15 protein-coding genes and 3 tRNA genes are annotated in these 17,268 nt (G+C 65.9%); 6 read left to right on the top strand and 12 right to left on the bottom strand.

The window, feature by feature from the left end; translation table 11 throughout:
• Window positions 1–20: 20 nt before the first annotated feature.
• On the top strand, window positions 21–1,184 hold the full coding sequence (locus BLIN9172_RS06335) for an acyl-CoA dehydrogenase family protein (protein WP_180956945.1): 1,164 nt from the start codon (window positions 21–23) through the stop codon (window positions 1,182–1,184).
• A gap of 23 nt (window positions 1,185–1,207) precedes the next feature.
• On the opposite strand, the gene BLIN9172_RS06330 is transcribed toward BLIN9172_RS06335, so the two are convergent.
• Together BLIN9172_RS06330 and BLIN9172_RS06325 are read right to left on the bottom strand one after the other, a co-directional pair.
• Window positions 1,208–2,038, bottom strand: a complete 831-nt coding sequence (locus BLIN9172_RS06330; RefSeq protein ID WP_101554292.1) for an amidohydrolase family protein — start codon at window positions 2,036–2,038, stop codon at window positions 1,208–1,210.
• 99 nt (window positions 2,039–2,137) lie between these two features.
• Complete coding sequence (locus BLIN9172_RS06325) at window positions 2,138–3,028, bottom strand: oxidoreductase (RefSeq protein WP_205751057.1); 891 nt, start codon at window positions 3,026–3,028, stop codon at window positions 2,138–2,140.
• Between the two features lie 43 nt (window positions 3,029–3,071).
• Between BLIN9172_RS06325 and BLIN9172_RS06320 the strand changes: the two genes are divergently transcribed.
• Both BLIN9172_RS06320 and BLIN9172_RS06315 read left to right on the top strand, forming a co-directional pair.
• Complete coding sequence (locus tag BLIN9172_RS06320) at window positions 3,072–4,748, top strand: ABC transporter transmembrane domain-containing protein (RefSeq protein ID WP_240812142.1); 1,677 nt, start codon at window positions 3,072–3,074, stop codon at window positions 4,746–4,748.
• Window positions 4,745–6,544: an ABC transporter ATP-binding protein gene (locus BLIN9172_RS06315; RefSeq protein WP_101554290.1), complete on the top strand. Its 1,800-nt coding sequence runs from the start codon at window positions 4,745–4,747 to the stop codon at window positions 6,542–6,544. The genes BLIN9172_RS06320 and BLIN9172_RS06315 overlap by 4 nt, the downstream gene beginning before the upstream one ends.
• A 26-nt stretch (window positions 6,545–6,570) precedes the next feature.
• On the opposite strand, the gene mgtE is transcribed toward BLIN9172_RS06315, so the two are convergent.
• The 8 genes from mgtE to BLIN9172_RS06275 form a co-directional block, all read right to left on the bottom strand.
• On the bottom strand, window positions 6,571–7,938 hold the full coding sequence (gene mgtE / locus BLIN9172_RS06310; RefSeq protein ID WP_101554289.1) for a magnesium transporter: 1,368 nt from the start codon (window positions 7,936–7,938) through the stop codon (window positions 6,571–6,573).
• Between the two features lie 106 nt (window positions 7,939–8,044).
• On the bottom strand, window positions 8,045–8,413 hold the full coding sequence (locus BLIN9172_RS06305) for a universal stress protein (RefSeq protein WP_101554288.1): 369 nt from the start codon (window positions 8,411–8,413) through the stop codon (window positions 8,045–8,047).
• A gap of 9 nt (window positions 8,414–8,422) precedes the next feature.
• Window positions 8,423–9,868 carry a sugar porter family MFS transporter gene (locus tag BLIN9172_RS06300; RefSeq protein ID WP_101554287.1) on the bottom strand — a complete coding sequence of 482 codons (1,446 nt, stop codon included), beginning with the start codon at window positions 9,866–9,868 and terminating at the stop codon, window positions 8,423–8,425.
• 64 nt (window positions 9,869–9,932) lie between these two features.
• Window positions 9,933–10,430: a hypothetical protein gene (locus tag BLIN9172_RS06295; protein WP_101554286.1), complete on the bottom strand. Its 498-nt coding sequence runs from the start codon at window positions 10,428–10,430 to the stop codon at window positions 9,933–9,935.
• Window positions 10,431–10,705: 275 nt separating this feature from the next.
• Complete coding sequence (locus BLIN9172_RS06290) at window positions 10,706–11,575, bottom strand: SDR family oxidoreductase (RefSeq protein ID WP_101554285.1); 870 nt, start codon at window positions 11,573–11,575, stop codon at window positions 10,706–10,708.
• Window positions 11,576–11,875: 300 nt separating this feature from the next.
• Window positions 11,876–11,951: transfer RNA gene (locus BLIN9172_RS06285), tRNA-Phe, on the bottom strand.
• A 71-nt stretch (window positions 11,952–12,022) separates the two neighbouring features.
• A tRNA-Asp gene (locus BLIN9172_RS06280) sits at window positions 12,023–12,096 on the bottom strand.
• A gap of 37 nt (window positions 12,097–12,133) precedes the next feature.
• Window positions 12,134–12,206, bottom strand: a tRNA-Glu gene (locus tag BLIN9172_RS06275).
• A 249-nt stretch (window positions 12,207–12,455) separates the two neighbouring features.
• Here BLIN9172_RS06275 and BLIN9172_RS06270 point away from each other — a divergent pair.
• Together BLIN9172_RS06270 and ybaK are read left to right on the top strand one after the other, a co-directional pair.
• Window positions 12,456–12,722, top strand: a complete 267-nt coding sequence (locus tag BLIN9172_RS06270; protein WP_308297944.1) for a metallopeptidase family protein — start codon at window positions 12,456–12,458, stop codon at window positions 12,720–12,722.
• A 207-nt stretch (window positions 12,723–12,929) separates the two neighbouring features.
• Window positions 12,930–13,430 (top strand): Cys-tRNA(Pro) deacylase, encoded by a 501-nt coding sequence (ybaK, locus tag BLIN9172_RS06265; RefSeq protein WP_101554284.1) that lies wholly within the window; start codon window positions 12,930–12,932, stop codon window positions 13,428–13,430.
• Between the two features lie 35 nt (window positions 13,431–13,465).
• Here the strand turns inward: ybaK and BLIN9172_RS06260 are convergent, their stop codons facing one another.
• A complete protein-coding gene (locus BLIN9172_RS06260) occupies window positions 13,466–14,077 on the bottom strand; it encodes a YigZ family protein (protein ID WP_101554283.1) in 612 nt (203 codons plus the stop codon).
• 88 nt (window positions 14,078–14,165) lie between these two features.
• Here BLIN9172_RS06260 and BLIN9172_RS06255 point away from each other — a divergent pair, with 88 nt between their 5' ends.
• The gene (locus BLIN9172_RS06255; protein ID WP_101554282.1) at window positions 14,166–15,530 is read left to right on the top strand and encodes an aspartate aminotransferase family protein; all 1,365 of its coding nucleotides are present in this window, start codon (window positions 14,166–14,168) and stop codon (window positions 15,528–15,530) included.
• A 62-nt stretch (window positions 15,531–15,592) separates the two neighbouring features.
• Here the strand turns inward: BLIN9172_RS06255 and BLIN9172_RS06250 are convergent, their stop codons facing one another.
• Window positions 15,593–17,224, bottom strand: a complete 1,632-nt coding sequence (locus BLIN9172_RS06250) for an amidohydrolase (RefSeq protein ID WP_101554281.1) — start codon at window positions 17,222–17,224, stop codon at window positions 15,593–15,595.
• Window positions 17,225–17,268 lie beyond the last annotated feature (44 nt).

The raw sequence follows: 17,268 nt of genomic DNA, 5'->3' as shown, positions 1-17,268 counted from the left end.
CGCTGGAGCATGACATGACCATGACGAATCCCTCCGACCTCCTCAACCTCGATGGCCTCTTCAGCGAAACCGAGATCGAACTCCGCGACAAGGTCCGTGCTTTCGTCGATGCACGGATCCGCCCGAACATCGCCGATTGGTACGAGAACGCGGTCTTCCCGGTCGAGATCGTGCGCGAGATGGGCGACCTCGGTCTGTTGGGCATGCACCTGCACGGTTACGGCTGCCCCGGCCGCTCCGCCGTCGAATACGGCATCGCCGCCCTCGAACTCGAAGCCGGCGATTCGGGACTGCGCACCTTCGTCTCCGTTCAGGGATCACTCGCGATGTCCGCGATCCACAAATTCGGGTCCGAAGACCAGAAAAACCAGTACCTGCCGGGGATGGCCAAGGGTGAACTCATCGGCTGCTTCGGCCTGACCGAGCCCACCGCCGGCTCCGATCCCGCATCCATGGCCACCACCGCGACCCGCAGTGACGACGGCTCCTGGATTCTCAACGGCGCCAAGCGCTGGATCGGACTGGCCTCGATTGCTGACGTCGCCGTCATCTGGGCCGCGACCGACGACGGGATCCGCGGCTTCCTCGTCCCCACCGAGACCGAAGGCTTCACGGCGACCCCGATTGAGCAGAAGCTGTCGATGCGCGCCTCCATCCAATGCGACATCACCCTGGACGAGGTCGTCCTCCCAGCCGATGCCATCCTGCCCGAGGTCAGTGGGCTCAAGGGTCCCTTCTCCTGCCTCAACGAGGCCCGCTACGGAATCATGTGGGGTGCGATGGGCGCTGCCCGTGACTCCTACGAGGTGGCGCTGAAGTATGCGCAGGAGCGCCTCCAGTTCGACAAGCCGCTGGCGGGATACCAGATCTCGCAGGAGAAGCTCGTGAATATGGTCCTCGAGATCCAGAAGGGGATTCTCGTGGCCGTGCAGACAGGGCGTCTCAAGGATGCAGGGAACCTCGACCCGGTGCAGATCTCGGTGGGCAAGCTCAACAACTGCCGCGAGGCCATCGCGATCTGCCGCGAGGCGCGCACAATGCTCGGCGGCAACGGAATCACCCTTGACTACTCACCGCTGCGGCATGCGAACAATCTCGAATCCGTGCGCACCTACGAGGGCACCGATGAGGTGCACACTCTCATCCTCGGCCGTCACATCACCGGTGAGCAGGCGTTCAGATAAGAGCTGGATTGGAACGGCCACACCTAGGACCGGTGTCGCGAGACTCCCGCCACCCACACCTCGGCGGCGGAGGACGTGACCGCACGAATCGCCTCTGCGCTCGTCATGCCGACGGTGATGAGGTAGTCGAGTTCCTCGTGCAGCGAGGGTCCGTGGTGGACCGGAGCGAACGGAGTCTCGTTCGCATCGGTCCCGGCGATGAGCGTGATCCCCGCACCGAGCATGGCGCGAACATTGTCGAGCGCGACCGCAAAGGCGGCATCAGCATGATCGCCGAGGCGGGCGTCGGCCATCGCCCGCATCATTACGAGCGTGGGGGAGACAGCAGTGCCCTGGTCCCGCATCCGCTCAAGGGTGTGCGGTGCCAGCGCTCGGTCGAGTGGGGCATGGGTGAGGACGTCGACGCCGGCGTCGAGACCGCGGTCGAAGGCTGCGGCGGTGACGACGTGTGCCACGGTCAGCAGCCCACGCGCATGTGCCCCCTCGACCAGAGCAGCCAGCGACTCGATGCTCAGCGCCGGAACCTCGGTGGCAGCAGGATCCTCGACGATGATCTTGATGAGGTCGGCATCGTTGTCCACCCGCCAATCGAGGAATCTCTCGGCATCGGCCGGACCCGTGACCGCGGACTCGGCGGGGAATCCCATCATCTCGATCTGGGTGCTGCCCGGCGCCGAGGCGGCTGAGCCGGCACTGAGGATCGCGGGCAATTCGGCGTCGGAGCGCAACCCGTCGACAAGCGAATCTGGGTGCGTCCCGAGGTCGACGACGGTCGTCAGGCCCGCACGGACGGCATCGATCAGCCTTGATCGTTCGCCGAGGTGGACGTGCGTGTCGATGAGGCCCGGGACCAGGTATCGGGCGAGGCAGAACCCTCGGTTGCGGGATCGACGAGTCGGACATTGCGCAGCACAGTCATATCGTCACTGAATTGGCTGTCACTGTGCGGGTCCTCATGGTGCAGGCAGCGGGAACGTCACCTCGGTCAGCTCTTCGGACACGGTCCACAGACGACGAGCCACCTCGGCGTTCTTGGCTCCTGGCGCACGTGAGGCGAATCCCGGTGCTCCGCGGACCTCGAACAGAGATTTCGGTCCCACGAAACTGTCGCCCGGGATGTCGGCGACTGCGGCGCAGAGCGTCGGGCGCGCGCCTTCCTGTTCGTTCTGACCGATCAGTCCGATGAAGGTCCGACTGACGGCTGCGCGCAGCCGATTGCCGTCACCGGCCTTGAACAGGTTCGTCGTCGCCAGCCCCGGATGCGCCGCGGTCGCAATGACCGGCGATGACTTCTCCGAGAGCCGACGTTGGAGCTCCGAGGTGAAGAGCAGATTGGCGAGTTTGGACTGCCCGTAGGCGGCCATCGCCTTGTAGGGTCTGCGCGTCCAATCGAGATCGTCGAATTCGATGTATCCCGACTTATGGGCCAGGGAAGAGAGGGTGACGACGCGGTCGCGGATCTGCGGGAGCAGCAGGTTGGTGAGCGCGAAATGGCCGAGGTGGTTCGTTCCGAACTGGGACTCGAATCCGTCTACGGTGTGCGACAGCGGCGGGATCATGATTCCCGCGTTGTTGATGAGGATGTCGATCGGGTCGGTGAAGGCGGCGGCGAAGGACCGGACCGAGTCGAGGTCAGCAAGGTCGAGCAGGCGGACGTCGGTGCTGCCCGGCATGGTCGCTGCTGCCGCTTCGCCCTTGTCGAGGTTGCGCACGGCCAGGACGACGTGAGCGCCTCTCCCCGCCAGGACACGGGCGGCAACCCGACCGATTCCGCTGTTCGCTCCGGTGATGATGACCGTGCGACCGGTCATCGAAGGGAGGCTGTACTCAATTGCTGATGTCATAGGCGCCATCGTAGACCCACCAGAAGATGTTAGGGTAACCTTCGTGTCGAAGACTCCCTCATCAGGTTCGATTCTCCTCCGCAGAGCCGCTCGGCGGCGTCTCGGTCTCCTGCTCCCCGGCATCATCACCATGTCGCTGTGGCAGGTCTGCGAAGCGCTGGTCCCGGTCGCCATCGGCATCGTCGTCGACGTCGCGATTATCCCGCTGTCCGTCCCGGCACTCATCGTCTCCATCGTCGGCATCGGTCTGCTGTTCACCGTGCTCAGCCTCGGCTACCGCTTCGGCGCCCGTTTCTGCAATTCTGCCCGCGAACACGAAGCACACGCCCTGCGTGTCGAGATCACCCACGCCGCACTCACCTCGGCGAACCTGCCACCGGACCGCGCCTCCGGCGAAGTCCTGTCAATCGCCTCGGCCGACGCTGACACGGCGGCACAGTCCTTCGCCCAGGCCGGACGCGGCATCGCCTCGGTGCTGGGCATGATCACGGCCGCCGTCTTCCTTCTCATCGCGGACCCTGTGACCGGCCTCGTCGTGCTCATCGCCGTACCCATCGGGCTGATCATCGTGGCACTGCCCGGCCGCTCGGTGTCTGCGAAGGCCAACGCCCAGCTCGAAGCCGTGGCGCGAGCCGGCAGATCAGCCTCGGACCTGATGCACGGTCTGCGCGTGATCAAGGCCATGGGCGGAGAACCCTGGGCCGTGGGCCGCTACCGACACACCTCAGATGAAGCCGCGAACGCCGGCATCGCCACCGGTGAGCGAACTGGGCGGCTCGCGGGGCTCGGTGCCCTCGTCATGTCTCTCGTGCTCGCGATCGTCCTCATCGTCGCCGGTCTGCGCCTCATCGACGGACAGCTCAGCGTCGGCGCACTCATCGGCATCCTCGGCATGACCGCGTTCCTCACCGAACCGATGCGCGCCCTGGCCGAGATCGTCGGTCTCTTCGCCCAATCCCATGGAGCCGCCCAGCGGATCTCTCAGCTGCTGACCGACATCGACGGCGCCGGAGCAGCGCCGACGACCGCACCCGCAGCAACCATCGACATCGACGACGAGAAGATCAGCGTCCGGGGCTGGGCGGCAGGGGAGGGGCGCACGGTCGACTTCACCACTCAATTCGGCTCCCTGACCGCCATTGTCGTCGAACAAGCCGAGACAGAGACCGCGCTGATCACGGCTCTGGCTGGCCATGCCCGCAGCACCGGGCTGGGCCAGATGCTCGTTTCACCGCACACAGTCGACCTGTTCGAAGGCACGATCCGCTCCAACATCACCATGATCCTCGGCGCAGGCGATGCCCCTGTGGCGCCCGAGGTGCTCACCGCCTCGGGCGTTGATGAGCTCCTTGGCCTCGTCGACACCGGGCTCGACCACCGAATCCAGGAACTCGGCGGCAACCTGTCCGGCGGGCAACGCCAAAGAGTGGCCCTGGCCCGCGCCCTCCATGCCGATCCTCAGGTTCTCGTCCTCCACGAACCGACCACCGCGGTCGATGCCGTCACCGAAGCACGCATAGCAGACCGAGTCCAGGATCTGCGCAGCTCACGCGGGAACGCTGCCACGATCATTCTCACCAGCTCCCCGGCCTTTCTCGCAGCAGCCGACTCCGTCGTGTTCGTCCCTGACACCGGTCCTGTCCTCAGCGGGAAGCACGCCGAGCTCCTCGCCGCCGCTGGCGCATCCGCCGAGGCCTACCGAAACGCGGTGACCCGATGAGCGCATCTGCCGAGCAGACCGACCAGACCACCCTGTCGATCGCCTCCAGACGCCGCTCGTTCGCGCATCTGGCCCCGTTGCTTCGCTTACGGTGGGGCTGGCTCGTCGTGCTCGTTCTCGCCGGGATCGCCAACGCCGGTGCCGGGCTTGTCGGACCATGGGCGATCGGTCGTCTCGTTGATGTGCTCCCAGCTGGGGCCGGTTCAGACGTCGTCATCGAGTGCGCGATCGCTGTGGCCATCGCCGGTGTGGTCATGGCGTTGGGCACCTGGATCGGGGCGTGGGCGCTGGCCCATATCGCGATGCCCATCGTCGGTGACCTGCGCACACAGGTCGTCGAATCCGCACTGAGCCTGCAATCGCAGCGCGTCGAATCCACAGGTACAGGTGATCTGGTCTCCAGGGTCGCCGATGATTCCCGCAAGATCAGCGAGGCCGCCGCGCAGGTGCTGCCGCTCATCGTCGAATCACTTCTCATCGTCATTGTCTCTGCCATAGGTCTGTCCGCGATCGACTGGCGCCTGGGCCTCGTGGGTCTCGTTGCGGTGCCGATGTACTGGCTCACCCTGCGCTGGTATCTGCCCAGGTCGGAACCGATCTACAAGGAGGAGCGCGCCGCGTTCGGCAGGCGTGCCGGACGCCTCCTCGGCGGTCTCACCGGTGCCCGAACCCTGCGTGCCTACCGCGCCGAGGCGGGGGAGCTGGACCGCATCGATGCTGCCTCGGGGCAGGCCCGGGACCTGTCGATCGGAGTGTTCAGTTTCCTCACTCGCGCCTTCTCACGCAATAACCGCGCCGAGGCTGTCGTCCTCTCCCTGCTCCTCATCGCCGGATTCGTCCTGGTCTTCTCCGGCCAGACCACGGCCGGTGCTGTGACTACCGCGGCTCTGGTCTTCCACCGTCTGTTCAATCCCATCGGTGCTCTGGTCGGGCTCTTCGACCAGATCCAATCCGCCGGAGCCTCGCTGACTCGTATGGTCGGCGTTATTGACGAGGCATCGACGTCGCCGAGGCGGTCGGGCGAGATTTGCATCAACCGGCCTGCTCTCATGCTGGAGAACCTGTGGTTCACCTATGACGAGGATCCCGGGTCGAGTAATCATGTCCTCAAGGGTGTGAGCCTGCGCCTCGAGCCGGGCGAAGTTGTCGCCGTCGTCGGCACCACGGGAGCAGGGAAGTCGACGCTCGCGCGGATCGCGGCGGGCCTCTCTGTGCCCTCGTGCGGGTGGGCCGGACTCGATTCGGGCACGGCCGCCTCGGCGGGGGAAGTGGAACTGACTGCGCTGCCGGAGTCAGTGCTGCGCTCACACATCAGCATGGTCGCGCAGGAGGTTCACACCTTCAATGGAACCCTGCGTGAGAATGTGGCGCTGCCGGTCCCGGACGCCACAGACGAACAGATCGCTGCGGCGTTGACCAAGGTCGGGGCTGGCTGGGTCGGCGAACTGCCCACAGGACTGGATACCGAGGTTGGTGACGGCGGCATTCGCCTGAGCGCGGTCGCGGACCAGTCGATCGCGTTGGCTCGCCTGGTGCTCGCAGACCCGGACTTCGCGATCCTTGACGAAGCGAGCGCCGAGGCAGGATCCGCCGGCGCTCACGTGCTCGAAGCCTCTGCCCGTGCTGCAGTGGCCGGGCGTGGGGCCCTCGTCGTCGCCCACCGTCTCAGCCAGGCCGAGACCGCGGACCGCGTTCTCGTCATGGCGCATGGACGGATCGTCGAAGAGGGCACTCACGAGGAGTTGGTCGCCGCTGGTGGCCGTTATGCCCAGCTGTGGTCGGCCTGGTCCGCCTGAGCTGAGCACCCTGCGACTGACATTCCTCAGCTCAGTCCCAGGACCGTCGTCGCAATGGTGAAGTAGATGATCAGGCCGGTGGCGTCGCAGAAGGTGGAGATGAATGGGTTGGAGAACACCGCCGGGTCGGCGCCGATTCGCTTCGCGATGATCGGCATCAGCCCGCCCACGGTTGCGGCCATGATGCACACCGACAGCAGGGTGAGTCCGATGACCAGGCCGATCGCCCACCCGTAGACGAGGCCTGCGACGACGAAGCCCAAGAGGCCGAGTACGGCTCCCAGCATCGCCCCGACGCGCAGTTCGCGCCAGATGACTCTCCCCAGGTCGCGGATCCTCACCTCTCCCACGGCCAGCGCACGGGTCACGGTCGTTGCGGCCTGGTTGCCGGTGTTGCCTCCCGTACCGGTGAGCAGAGGGATGAAGAGGGCGAGGATGACGACCTGGTCGAGCCGGTCCTCATAGACCTCGAGGACCTGGACTGTGAGGATCGCGGAGACCGCGAGGACGAGCAGCCATACGATGCGGCTCTTGACCAGCCGGATGATGGTCGAAGACAGATAGGAGCGATCCAACGGTTCGGTACCTGAACCGCGAGCAAAGTCCTCCGCATCTTCCTCGTCGATGATGTCGAGGACGTCATCTATGGTGAGGATGCCGACGAGTCGTTCCTCCTGGTCGGTCACCGGCATCGCGATGAGCCGGTGGGAGAGGAACTCACGGGCCGCCTCCTCCCGGTCGCTGAGCGCATGGGTGCTGATCGAGTCGCGGACCATGTCTTCGACGATCGTGTCCTCATCGGCGGCGAGGAGGTTGCGCAGTGAAATCACGCCCCGCAGCACCCGGCCGGCTCCGACCACGGGCAGCAGGTAGACGGTCTCGGGCCCATCGATGCGGGCACGGACGACCTCCAGCGCCTGGGCCGCCGTCCAATCCTCGTGGATGCCGAGGACCTCCGGAGACATGTACCGGCCGATCGCGGACTTCGGGTAGCCCAGCACTGCCGAGGTCATCTCACGTTCGTCGGCGGTGAGCCCCTTCATCAGCCGACTGGCCACACTCGCGGGCAGTTCGCCGAGCAGCTCGGCTCGGTCATCGGGGTCGAGGCCCTCGACGATGTCGGCGACCTCGGGTTCGCGGAGATTGCCGATGAGTTCGGCCTGATACGCCGGCGGCAGGTCCTCGAAGACGTCGAGGGCCTCGGCCTTGGTCAGCACCCGGAAGAGCATGGCCGACTGCAGAGGCGTCGAGGTGTGAACGAGGCGCCCGATCTCAGCGCGCGGCACCTGCCGGGCCAAAGCGGAGATCTCGTCGAGAGTGTGGGGATCGATTCTGCCGGTGAGTGCGGATTCGAGTCGGTCGGCCGCCTCGGTGCCCTCTGTCGTATTGGCCACGCATGCCCCCTCACCTCGAACGGAACTTCCGTCCTCAAGCCTAAGCCATGGATGAGCGGCGACGGGCCCCGCGGCGACACCTGCGCCGTGGCACGAGTCTGCCGAGTCAGCGTCGGGTCGCGTCCCGGCGGACGGTGAGCACAGGGACGGGGGAGCGCAGAATGATTCGCTGAGCGACCGACCCGAGGATCAGCTTGCCCACGCGTGACCGGGCACGGACGCCGAGGACGAGGCGGTCGACCTCCGAGTGCTCGTTCAGTTCGTCGATGACAGCGGTGACCGGGTCGCGATCCCCGCGTCCGGACCGGTTGATGACGGTGACCTCGAGCCCGGAGGGGGCCTCCGCCTCGGCGAAGTCATGGAGGGTGAGGTTGATGAGCAGCAGCCCGGTACCGAGCTTCTGCGCCTCGGCGACGGCCGATTCGAGGGCAAGCCGGCCCTCGGGACTGTCGGTGACGGCGACGGCGACTGACATGGAGGCTCCTTATCTGCGTCCGTACTCGGCTTTGAATTCGCGTTCGAATTCCGCGAGGTCCTTGTCCTTCGTCTCCGGCAGCATCAGTGCCAGGAAGACGAAGGCGATCACGGCGAGGCCGGCGAACATGCCGAAGGTCGCCGTCATGCCCAAGGCCTCGATGAGCGGCGGGAAGAACTGGGCGACGATGGCGTTCATGATCCACAGCACGAACACGCAGATGCCCATTGCGAAGCTGCGGATCTTCATCGGGAAGATCTCCGAGAGCATCAGCCAGGTCAGCGGGCCGACCGTTCCCTGCATCGAGAAGACGAAGAGGACGAGGAACGCGAGCACCGTCCACGCCTGTGCCGGTCCGGGCGGAACGATGACCGCGGTCAGGGCGATGAGCGTGTGGAAGACCGCGATGAGGGCATAGCCGGTGAGGAACATGACCCGTCGCGGCAGCTTATTCAGCAGATACATGCCCAAGGAGATGCCTGCCAGGGAGAACACGCCGTTGGCGATGTTGCCGATGATGGCGACACCGGAATCCAGGCCCGCGCTCGTGAGCAGCTGAGTTCCGTAGTACATGACCGAGTTGATTCCGGTCAGCTGCTGGAAGAAGCCGAGTCCGGCACCGACGATGACCAGTCGCAGCACCCACCGGGTGCCGAGGTCGGAGAATCCGCCCGTGGCCTCCTTAGCATCCTCGGCTGCGAGGTGGGTGACCTCGTCGATCTCGGCCTCGGCGCGTTCGGGGGAGCGAACCTGCTTGAGCACGGCCAGAGCCTCCTCGGTGCGCCCCTGCGAGATCAGCCAGCGCGGGCTCTCGGGCTGGAAGATCATGCCCACGAGGAGGGCGATCGCTGGCACCAGGGCAACCAGCAGCATCCAACGCCAGATCGAGTCGACGTGTCCGAAGAAGTTGAAGATCACGGCGTTGATGACGAACGCCGCAAGCTGACCGCCGACGATCATGAGCTCATTGCGGGTGACATAGCTGCCGCGCTTCTCCGACGGAGCGATCTCACCGAGGTAGACGGGCACCGTCGCCGAGGCGCCCCCGACGGCGATCCCGAGGACGAAGCGGGCGCCGATGAGGAACTCCGGACCCGGGGCGAGGACACACCCGAGCGTGCCGATGATGAAGACGCAGGCGAGCAGCAGGATCGTGCGCCGCCGGCCCCAGGCATCGGCGACTCGACCGCCGAAGACCGCACCGAAGGCGGCGCCGACCATGAGAGAGGCGACGACGAGGCCTTCGCTCAGCGCGGTCAGGCCGAAGTCCTCGCTCAGCGGTTCGAGGGCCCCGTTGACGACCCCGGTGTCATAGCCGAAGAGCAGACCGCCGAAGGTGGCGACCGTGGCGATGATGCCGAGGCGGTGAACGGGGCGACCTGTGCCGACGTTGGGGAGTTCGAAGTTCGTGCTTGCGGTGGACGTCGATCGCCGGCGCGGGGATCCGGGTGGCATGGGCGGCTCCTTTCCCCTTCAGTCCTAACACATGGGAGCCTGCCGCAGGCGGAGAGGGTGGAGCTCAGTCCTCCTGATACGAATCGTCGATGACTTCGGGCATTCCATCGATCACCGAGACCTCTTCGGTTCCGTCGTCGGCCAGGGCATCGACATTGAGGTCGTCGCCATCGAGCTCGGCGACTTCGAATTCGTCATCGTCGTCGGAGACCATCTCGTCGCCGACGCGATTTCCCTGCTCGGCTGCAGGCGACTGATCGGTGTTGAACTCGTCGGAGAGGCCGGGAGCCTCGTTCTCGTCGTCCCCGCCGGCGTCGTCGACGAGAGCATCGTCGGCCCCTTCGATGCCCGTGCCTTCCGGCCCTTCGGCACCGGGCTCGACGGGAGCCTCGGCGGGCTCGTCGTCGATGCCGGAGTCGAGGTCGACCTGTTCGGCCTCGGCTTCAGCGGCCGCGAGCTCGGGATCGTCCAGTTCGTCTCCTGTCGGCTCGGCGAGATCGGGATCGCCGAGGATGGGGTCGTCTTCCAGTCGGTCGGCCGCTTCCGAATCGAACTCGCTCATGATCTCTCCTTCGCTCGCAATCAGGTTCGGCCCCTCATTCTTACACGTTGATGGACCGCAGGCCATGGGGGACAGAATCATTTCCGGTCAAAGCGGTCCTTCCACTCCTGCCGATCCCAGTGCGCCAGAAACTTCTCTCCGGCACCTCGGCCCGCCGAGATGACATCGAGTTTGCCGGCCGTCGTCAAAGCGAAGTCCGTGCTGCTGTGGCCGGTCGTGTCGACGAACACCGTCCTTTCGGTCACCGACGATGGCCCCGGCCGAGGATCTGCCGCTTAGTGACGTGCCACGGAGACCGGCACGTCTCCGTCCGGTGACCTGTGCTTCTGGCCCGGCCCGGTCCGGCCGGTGAAGTGGTCCATCGTTTGGTTGACACCGAGGAAGTCCATGACCTTGTCGAAAGCTCGGGTCGGCAGGAGACGGGCACCCGGAACCAGGCGGACAAGCGAGGGCATGACCAGCTGCTCACGACCGGATTCAACGGAATCGAGGACCCGCGTGGCCACTTCGTTCTCTTCGAGGATCGGGAGCAGGCGGGGGAATTTCGTCTGCACTCCCCTGAACATGCCGGTGTTGATATAGAAGGGGCACACAGCAAGCGTATTGACCCGGCTGCCGTCGGCGCGCAGCTCTCCGCGCAGTGACTCGGTGAAGCCCACCGCCGCCCATTTGCTCGCTGAGTAGTCGGTCTGTCGAGCGACTCTGGTCAGGCCGGCAGCGCTGGCGATTGTGACCACGGAGCCGCGGTCGCGCTCGATCATTCCGGGCAGGAAGGCCTGGGTCGTCCAGTACAGGGCGAAGGTGTTGACGTCGTAGAGGCGACGGACCGCCGGTTCCTCCATGTCGAGAAGCTTCTTGCCGGAGACGATGCCGGCGCAGTTGACGAGGATGTCGATCTGACCGGTCTGCTCGGCCATGGCGGCAACCTGGTCGGCATCGCCGACGTTGAGGGTGAAGGATCGGGCCCTGGTTCCTGCGGCCTCCACCTCGGCGCGCACCGCGTCTCCGAGTTCGTCCGAGAGGTCCCAGATGATGGCCTCGGCTGCGCCGCGGGCCGCCGCGTCCAGAGCCATGAGTCTGCCGATTCCGCTTCCGGCCCCGGTGATGAGGATGCGGTTGCCGGCGATCGTCGTTCCACGCGTCATGTCTGTGCGTCCTTGCAGTTCGGCGTCAGTGCTGTCCCTCGCGAGCAGAACCCGCTCAAGCGGACCTCTCGAAATGTTACTCAACCGTACATCAGTGTGCCGTGGGTCACACAAGAGCGGGTTTGCCAATGGCCTGTCGACCCGGGGAGCCAGCCCTCCTCTCGCCCTGCACCACCACGACGTGGGCGGGTCATCGAACTCACCTTCAACCTACTCCAGGTGATTCGGATTTCAAGAGGTGCGCACAGACGCGGAGAAGCCCCGCTTCCCCAGTTTTCACTGGGAAACGGGGCTTCCGTGTGGTGGCTCCGACCGGCGTCGATCCGGTGACCTTTCGATTTTCAGTCGAACGCTCTACCAACTGAGCTACAGAGCCGAGCCGCCGACATACTCATCAAGTATGTCGAGAGAAACAAAGGCTCTTCCGAAGAAGAGCCTTATGCTCCGCGACCCTGACGGGACTCGAACCCGCGACCTCCGCCGTGACAGGGCGGCGCGCTAACCAACTGCGCCACAGGGCCTTGCTGTTGTGATGGAAGACCTTACGATCCTACACCGTACCCCCAACGGGATTCGAACCCGTGTCGCCGCCGTGAAAGGGCGGTGTCCTAGGCCTCTAGACGATGGGGGCCCAGGTTGTCCTCGGATTCCCCGTGGGCAACGACGTTAAGCTTATCCCACCCGATTCGCGGAATGCAAAACGAAAAGAGGTGTCCTCGGTCACACGGCGGAAACGGCGCATTTCGACGTTTCGTGCGACCGCCTCGGCGAGGGGATCGGGGCCATTAGAGTGGGAGGCATGGAGGCTCTGAGTGAAGAGGAGTTCGATGCGATCCTCGGCGAAGCCCTGGATCTGCTGCCGACCGGGGTGACCGAATAGCTGGACAATGTCGCCCTGTTCGTCGAGGACCGGCCGGAGGACGGCGACCGGCACCTGCTCGGCCTCTATGAGGGCACACCGATCGGGGAGCGGGGGATCGCTGGGTTCGAGATGCCCGACAATATCTTCATCTATCGAGACAACCTCATCGACTTCGCCGAGGATGTCGATCACCTGCGCGAGGAGATCGTCGTCACCATCGTCCATGAGATCGCCCATTTCTACGGTCTCGATGACGACCGGCTCCACGAGCTCGGGTGGGGGTGAGCGTCCCCGGCCGAAGGGGCTGACGGGCTTACCGGCGAGTCACTTGACGTTACGGGAATTGGCGTCCGAAAGCCTACTTCGCCTATTGTGGGCGGGTACCTATCAGCACCGATACAACATTCCGTCCGTATCGACGCGGGGACACGGAGCCGTGAAAGCTGCGCCTCCTGGCCCCGCTGACCTGCGGGCAGGAGGCACTACCCCCTTATGACAGTTGCATCCAAGACTTCCAGCGCGGCGACCCCGGCCGTGCGAGTGCTCAACCTGGCAGGCATCGACTACAGCCTGCGCAGCTTCGACCACGACCCCGCCACCCGCCGTTACGGTTCGGAGGCCGCAGACAAGCTCGGAGTCAGCTCCGACCAGGTGTTCAAGACCTTGATGATCCAGGTCGACGGGCAGCCCGTGACCGCGCTCGTCCCCGTCTCCGGTCAGCTCGACCTCAAGGCCCTGGCCTCCGCGCGCGGAGCGAAGAAGGCCCAGCTGTCCGGTGTGGCCGAGACCGAACGTCGCACCGGCTACCCCGTCGGCGGAGTCTCTCCGTTCGGACAGCGCCATGCCGTGCCGGTCGTCGTCGACCGCACAGCGCTCGACCATTCGACAGTGTTCGTCTCGGCCGGCCGTCGCGGTCTCGAGATCGAGATCCACCCCGAGGATCTCGTCATGCTCACGAACGCCCAGGTCGCGAAGATCGCCGCGCTCGACTGATCAGCTCTCGCTGATCCGAGCGTCGATCCCCGGCCTCACACCCATTCGACCTCACCGACCTCGGGCTCTGCCCGACCGGCGGTGAGGTCGGCGTACATCGCCACGGCATCGGCCACCTCGGCGAGGGGAACCAGGACATCGAGTCCGACCTCACCGCCGTAGTCGGCCCTCGTCGCCCACCCCCGCTTCCCGGCCGTCCGCTCCAGGGCGTTGGCCTGGGCATAGTCGACGTGTGCGGACACAGGGACGCGCTCACGACGGGTGACGATCCGGGCCCTCTCCACGGCCGCCGAGGTGGCCTGACCGTAAGCGCGCACGAGCCCGCCCGCGCCCAGCAGGGTGCCCCCGAAATACCGGGTGACGACGGCGACGACGAAGGTCAGATCATGGCCGGTGACGACATCGAGGATCGGAGCGCCCGCGGTGCCGGCCGGTTCCCCGTCGTCGCTGAAGCGCTGAGTGCGCGAATCGGTGTCGAGGACGAACGCCGAACAATGGTGGCGGGCCTTCGGATGCTCGGCGCGCGCCTCGGCGATGACGGCCCTGGCCTCGGCCTCATCGGCGGCGGGGGAGAGGCGAGTGAGGAAGCGGGATCTCTTGATCTCGATCTCGGCCTCGACGGGGCTGAGGATGGTCCGGTAAGACATGCTCGTCACTGTAGTCGAATGTGTTCTACGATGACCCCACGGGCGCGGATTCCGCGCTCATCCCCGGTACTTCAGTGAAAGGGTGACAATGGTGCACCAACTCGGCGAGGCCGACCTCGCAGCGCTCAAAGACGAATCCGCCCGAGCCCGGGAGCTCGACCGCGCGCACGTCTTCCATTCATGGTCGGCACAGCGACTCATCGACCCGCCGACCGTCGCCCGCGCACAGGGCTCGACGGTCATCGACGGTGAGGGGCGGGAGTTCCTCGACTTCTCCTCGCAGCTGGTGAACACGAACATCGGCCACCAGCATCCGGCCGTCGTGGCCGCGATCAAGGACCAAGCCGATGTGCTGTGCACGATCAGCCCGGCCACCGTCAACGCCGCCCGGTCCGAAGCGGCTCGCCTCATCACCGAACGGACACCGGCCGGGCTCGACCACGTGTTCTTCACCAACGGCGGAGCGGACGCGAACGAACACGCCATCCGCATGGCGCGGCTGCACACCGGACGGACGAAGGTGCTCGCCCGCTACCGGTCCTACCACGGCGGAACCCAGACGGCCGTCAACGTCACCGGTGACCCGCGCCGGTGGGAGAACGAGACCGGGGATTCCGGCGTCGTCCACTTCTTCGGACCCTTCCTCTACCGCTCGGAGTTCCACGCCGCCACCGAGGCCGAAGAGACCGAACGCGCACTGCAGCACCTGCGGCGGACCATCGAACTCGAGGGGCCGGCGACGATCGCCGCGATCATCCTCGAATCCATTCCCGGCACCGCCGGCATCATGGTGCCCTCTGCTGAGTACATGCAGGGTGTGCGGGCGCTGTGCGACGAGTTCGGGATCGTGCTTATCGCCGACGAGGTGATGGCAGGATTCGGGCGGTCGGGCAAGTGGTTCGCCTTCGAGCACTTCGACATCGTGCCCGACCTCATCACCTTCGCCAAGGGCGTGAACTCGGGGTACGTGCCGCTGGGCGGAGTGATCATCAGCGATGCGATCTTCGAGACCTTCGCCGAACTCGTCTACCCCGGCGGGCTGACCTACTCCGGGCATCCGCTGGCGTGCGCGGCGGCGGTTGCGACGATCAACGCGATGGCCGACGAGGGCATGATCGAACACGCCGCTCACATCGGGGAGACGATCATCGGACCCCGTCTGCGGCAGATCGCGGAGAATTCGAAGCACGTCGGCGAGGTCCGCGGCATCGGAGCGTTCTGGGCGATCGAGCTCGTCTGGGACAAGGAGTCCAAGGAGCCGCTGGCCCCTTACGGCGGCGGCTCACCCGAAGTCGCCTCGGTGGTGGCGGCGCTGAAGGAACACGGCGTCATCCCGTTCAACAACTACCACCGCCTGCACGTGGTCCCGCCGATCAACATCAGCGAAGAGGACCTCGAACGCGGCCTCGGAGTCTTCGAGAAGGTCCTCACCGACTTAAACTTCCCCCACTAGTTACTACCTGACGGCGGCCCAGCAACCTCGCGCGAGGTTGCTGGGCCGCCGTCAGGTAGCAATTAGGGGGTTTGGTGGGTGTACTCGCCGCCCAAGACGGTCGCGCGGACGGGGATTGCTGCGATCTCGTCCGCCGCGACGTTGCGCGGGTGGGTGTCCAGGGCGACGAAGTCGGCGAGTTTGCCTCGGCTCAGTGTTCCCTTGTCCGCGCCCTGACCCGAGGCCTTTGCCGCATCGACCGTGTAGGCCGCGATCGCCTCATCGACGCTCAAGGCTTCGGCCGCCGAACCCATGACATCACCGTCACGGGTCCTGCGGGTGACGAAGGCTTCGATTCCGCGCAGCACATTCCCGTCGGCGCACGGCCGATCCGAACTGCCGGCCATCGGCACACCCGCGTCGACGAACGACTTCGCCCGGTAGATCAGGTGCCGGCGGTCCGGGCCGAGCGAAGCGTTCATCCCGTCCCCGATTCCGTCGGCGAACGCCGCCTGCGGGGTGACGACGATACCGTGCTCGGCCAGCGTCGCCAGGTGCTCGTCATGGACCAATGCGGCATGCTCGATCCGGTTGGGCACCGCCCGGCGGCCATAGCGCTGCTGCGCCTCGACGATGTTGGCGATCGCAGCATCCACGGCGGCATCGCCGATGGCGTGCACGGCCAGCGACCAGCCGGAGGCATAGGTGTCCAGTATCTGCTGCCGCAGCACCTCGGCGTCGTCCTGCAGATAGCCGGGGTGGTCCTTTCCCGCGTAGTTCTCCCGCAGTGCCGCGGTTTCGCCGGACAGGGCCCCGTCCATGAAGAACTTCACCGGCCCGATCGAGATGAGATCATCGCCGAGGCCGGTGCGCAGTCCCGCATCCAGACCGATGCCGAACCCGTCGGCGGAGTTCGCCGCGATCGGGTGCAGCCCGTCGGCCTGCGGCATGAGCTGAGCCCGCGCCCGCAGCTTGCCCTCTTCCCGAGCCCGCAGGTAGCCGCTGATCTCGATGGGGGAGTGGCCGATCCAACCGTAGGCGATTCCGCATTCGCCGAAGGACGTGATGCCTTCCTTCGCATAGTAGGCCGTCGCCAGATCGAGGGCGTCGACGACGGTGTCGAGCGAATACGGGCGGATGAGATCCTGCACCAGCGTCTGCGCGGTCTCTTCGATCAGCCCCGTCGGATGCCCGGCCGCGTCACGGACGACCTTCCCGCCGACCGGCTCCTCGAAATCGGGGTCCAGGATCCCGGCCCGACGCATCGCCTCGGTGTTGGCGATCGCGGCGTGACCGGACGTCTGCCGCATGAACAGGGGCCGGTCCCCGGTGATCTCGTCAAGACGGCCCAAGTCCGGATACTGCCCGTCGTAGTCACGGTGGGCGTACCCCGTGGCTTCGATCCATTCCCCGGACGGAGTCGTCGCCGCTGCTTTCTCGAGCGCGGCATAGACATCGGGCAGACCGCCGGGCAGCGCCGTGACATCGACCGAGGCGAGGGTGAGACCGAACCACGTCGTGTGACAGTGGACGTCGTTGAAGCCCGGCAGCACCGTCGCCCCGCCCAAGGACTCGACCTGGTCGGCGTCGATGCCGTCGAGCTCCTCGTCGAAGCCGATGATCCGGTTGCCCCACACCCCGATCTTCTGCGCCCGCGGGCGCGTCGGATCAAGCGTGTAGGCGTCGAGGTCGGTGAAGATCGCGTCGATTCTCATAGAGCCACCTTAGTCAGATTCGCACGTCGTCCGCTCCGCCGTTC

The organism is Brevibacterium linens ATCC 9172 (assembly GCF_900169165.1).
Lineage (GTDB): Bacteria > Actinomycetota > Actinomycetes > Actinomycetales > Brevibacteriaceae > Brevibacterium > Brevibacterium linens.
This window is presented reverse-complemented; position numbering and strand designations above follow the sequence as displayed.

Coding starts and splice junctions, on each gene's coding strand:
- BLIN9172_RS06335 (WP_180956945.1), top strand. CDS start 21: ATGACGAATCCCTCCGACCTCCTCAACCTCGATGGCCTCTTCAGCGAA.
- BLIN9172_RS06325 (WP_205751057.1), bottom strand. CDS start 3,028: ATGACATCAGCAATTGAGTACAGCCTCCCTTCGATGACCGGTCGCACG.
- BLIN9172_RS06315 (WP_101554290.1), top strand. CDS start 4,745: ATGAGCGCATCTGCCGAGCAGACCGACCAGACCACCCTGTCGATCGCC.
- BLIN9172_RS06305 (WP_101554288.1), bottom strand. CDS start 8,413: ATGTCAGTCGCCGTCGCCGTCACCGACAGTCCCGAGGGCCGGCTTGCC.
- BLIN9172_RS06300 (WP_101554287.1), bottom strand. CDS start 9,868: ATGCCACCCGGATCCCCGCGCCGGCGATCGACGTCCACCGCAAGCACG.
- BLIN9172_RS06295 (WP_101554286.1), bottom strand. CDS start 10,430: ATGAGCGAGTTCGATTCGGAAGCGGCCGACCGACTGGAAGACGACCCC.
- BLIN9172_RS06290 (WP_101554285.1), bottom strand. CDS start 11,575: ATGACGCGTGGAACGACGATCGCCGGCAACCGCATCCTCATCACCGGG.
- ybaK (WP_101554284.1), top strand. CDS start 12,930: ATGACAGTTGCATCCAAGACTTCCAGCGCGGCGACCCCGGCCGTGCGA.
- BLIN9172_RS06260 (WP_101554283.1), bottom strand. CDS start 14,077: ATGTCTTACCGGACCATCCTCAGCCCCGTCGAGGCCGAGATCGAGATC.
- BLIN9172_RS06255 (WP_101554282.1), top strand. CDS start 14,166: ATGGTGCACCAACTCGGCGAGGCCGACCTCGCAGCGCTCAAAGACGAA.
- BLIN9172_RS06250 (WP_101554281.1), bottom strand. CDS start 17,224: ATGAGAATCGACGCGATCTTCACCGACCTCGACGCCTACACGCTTGAT.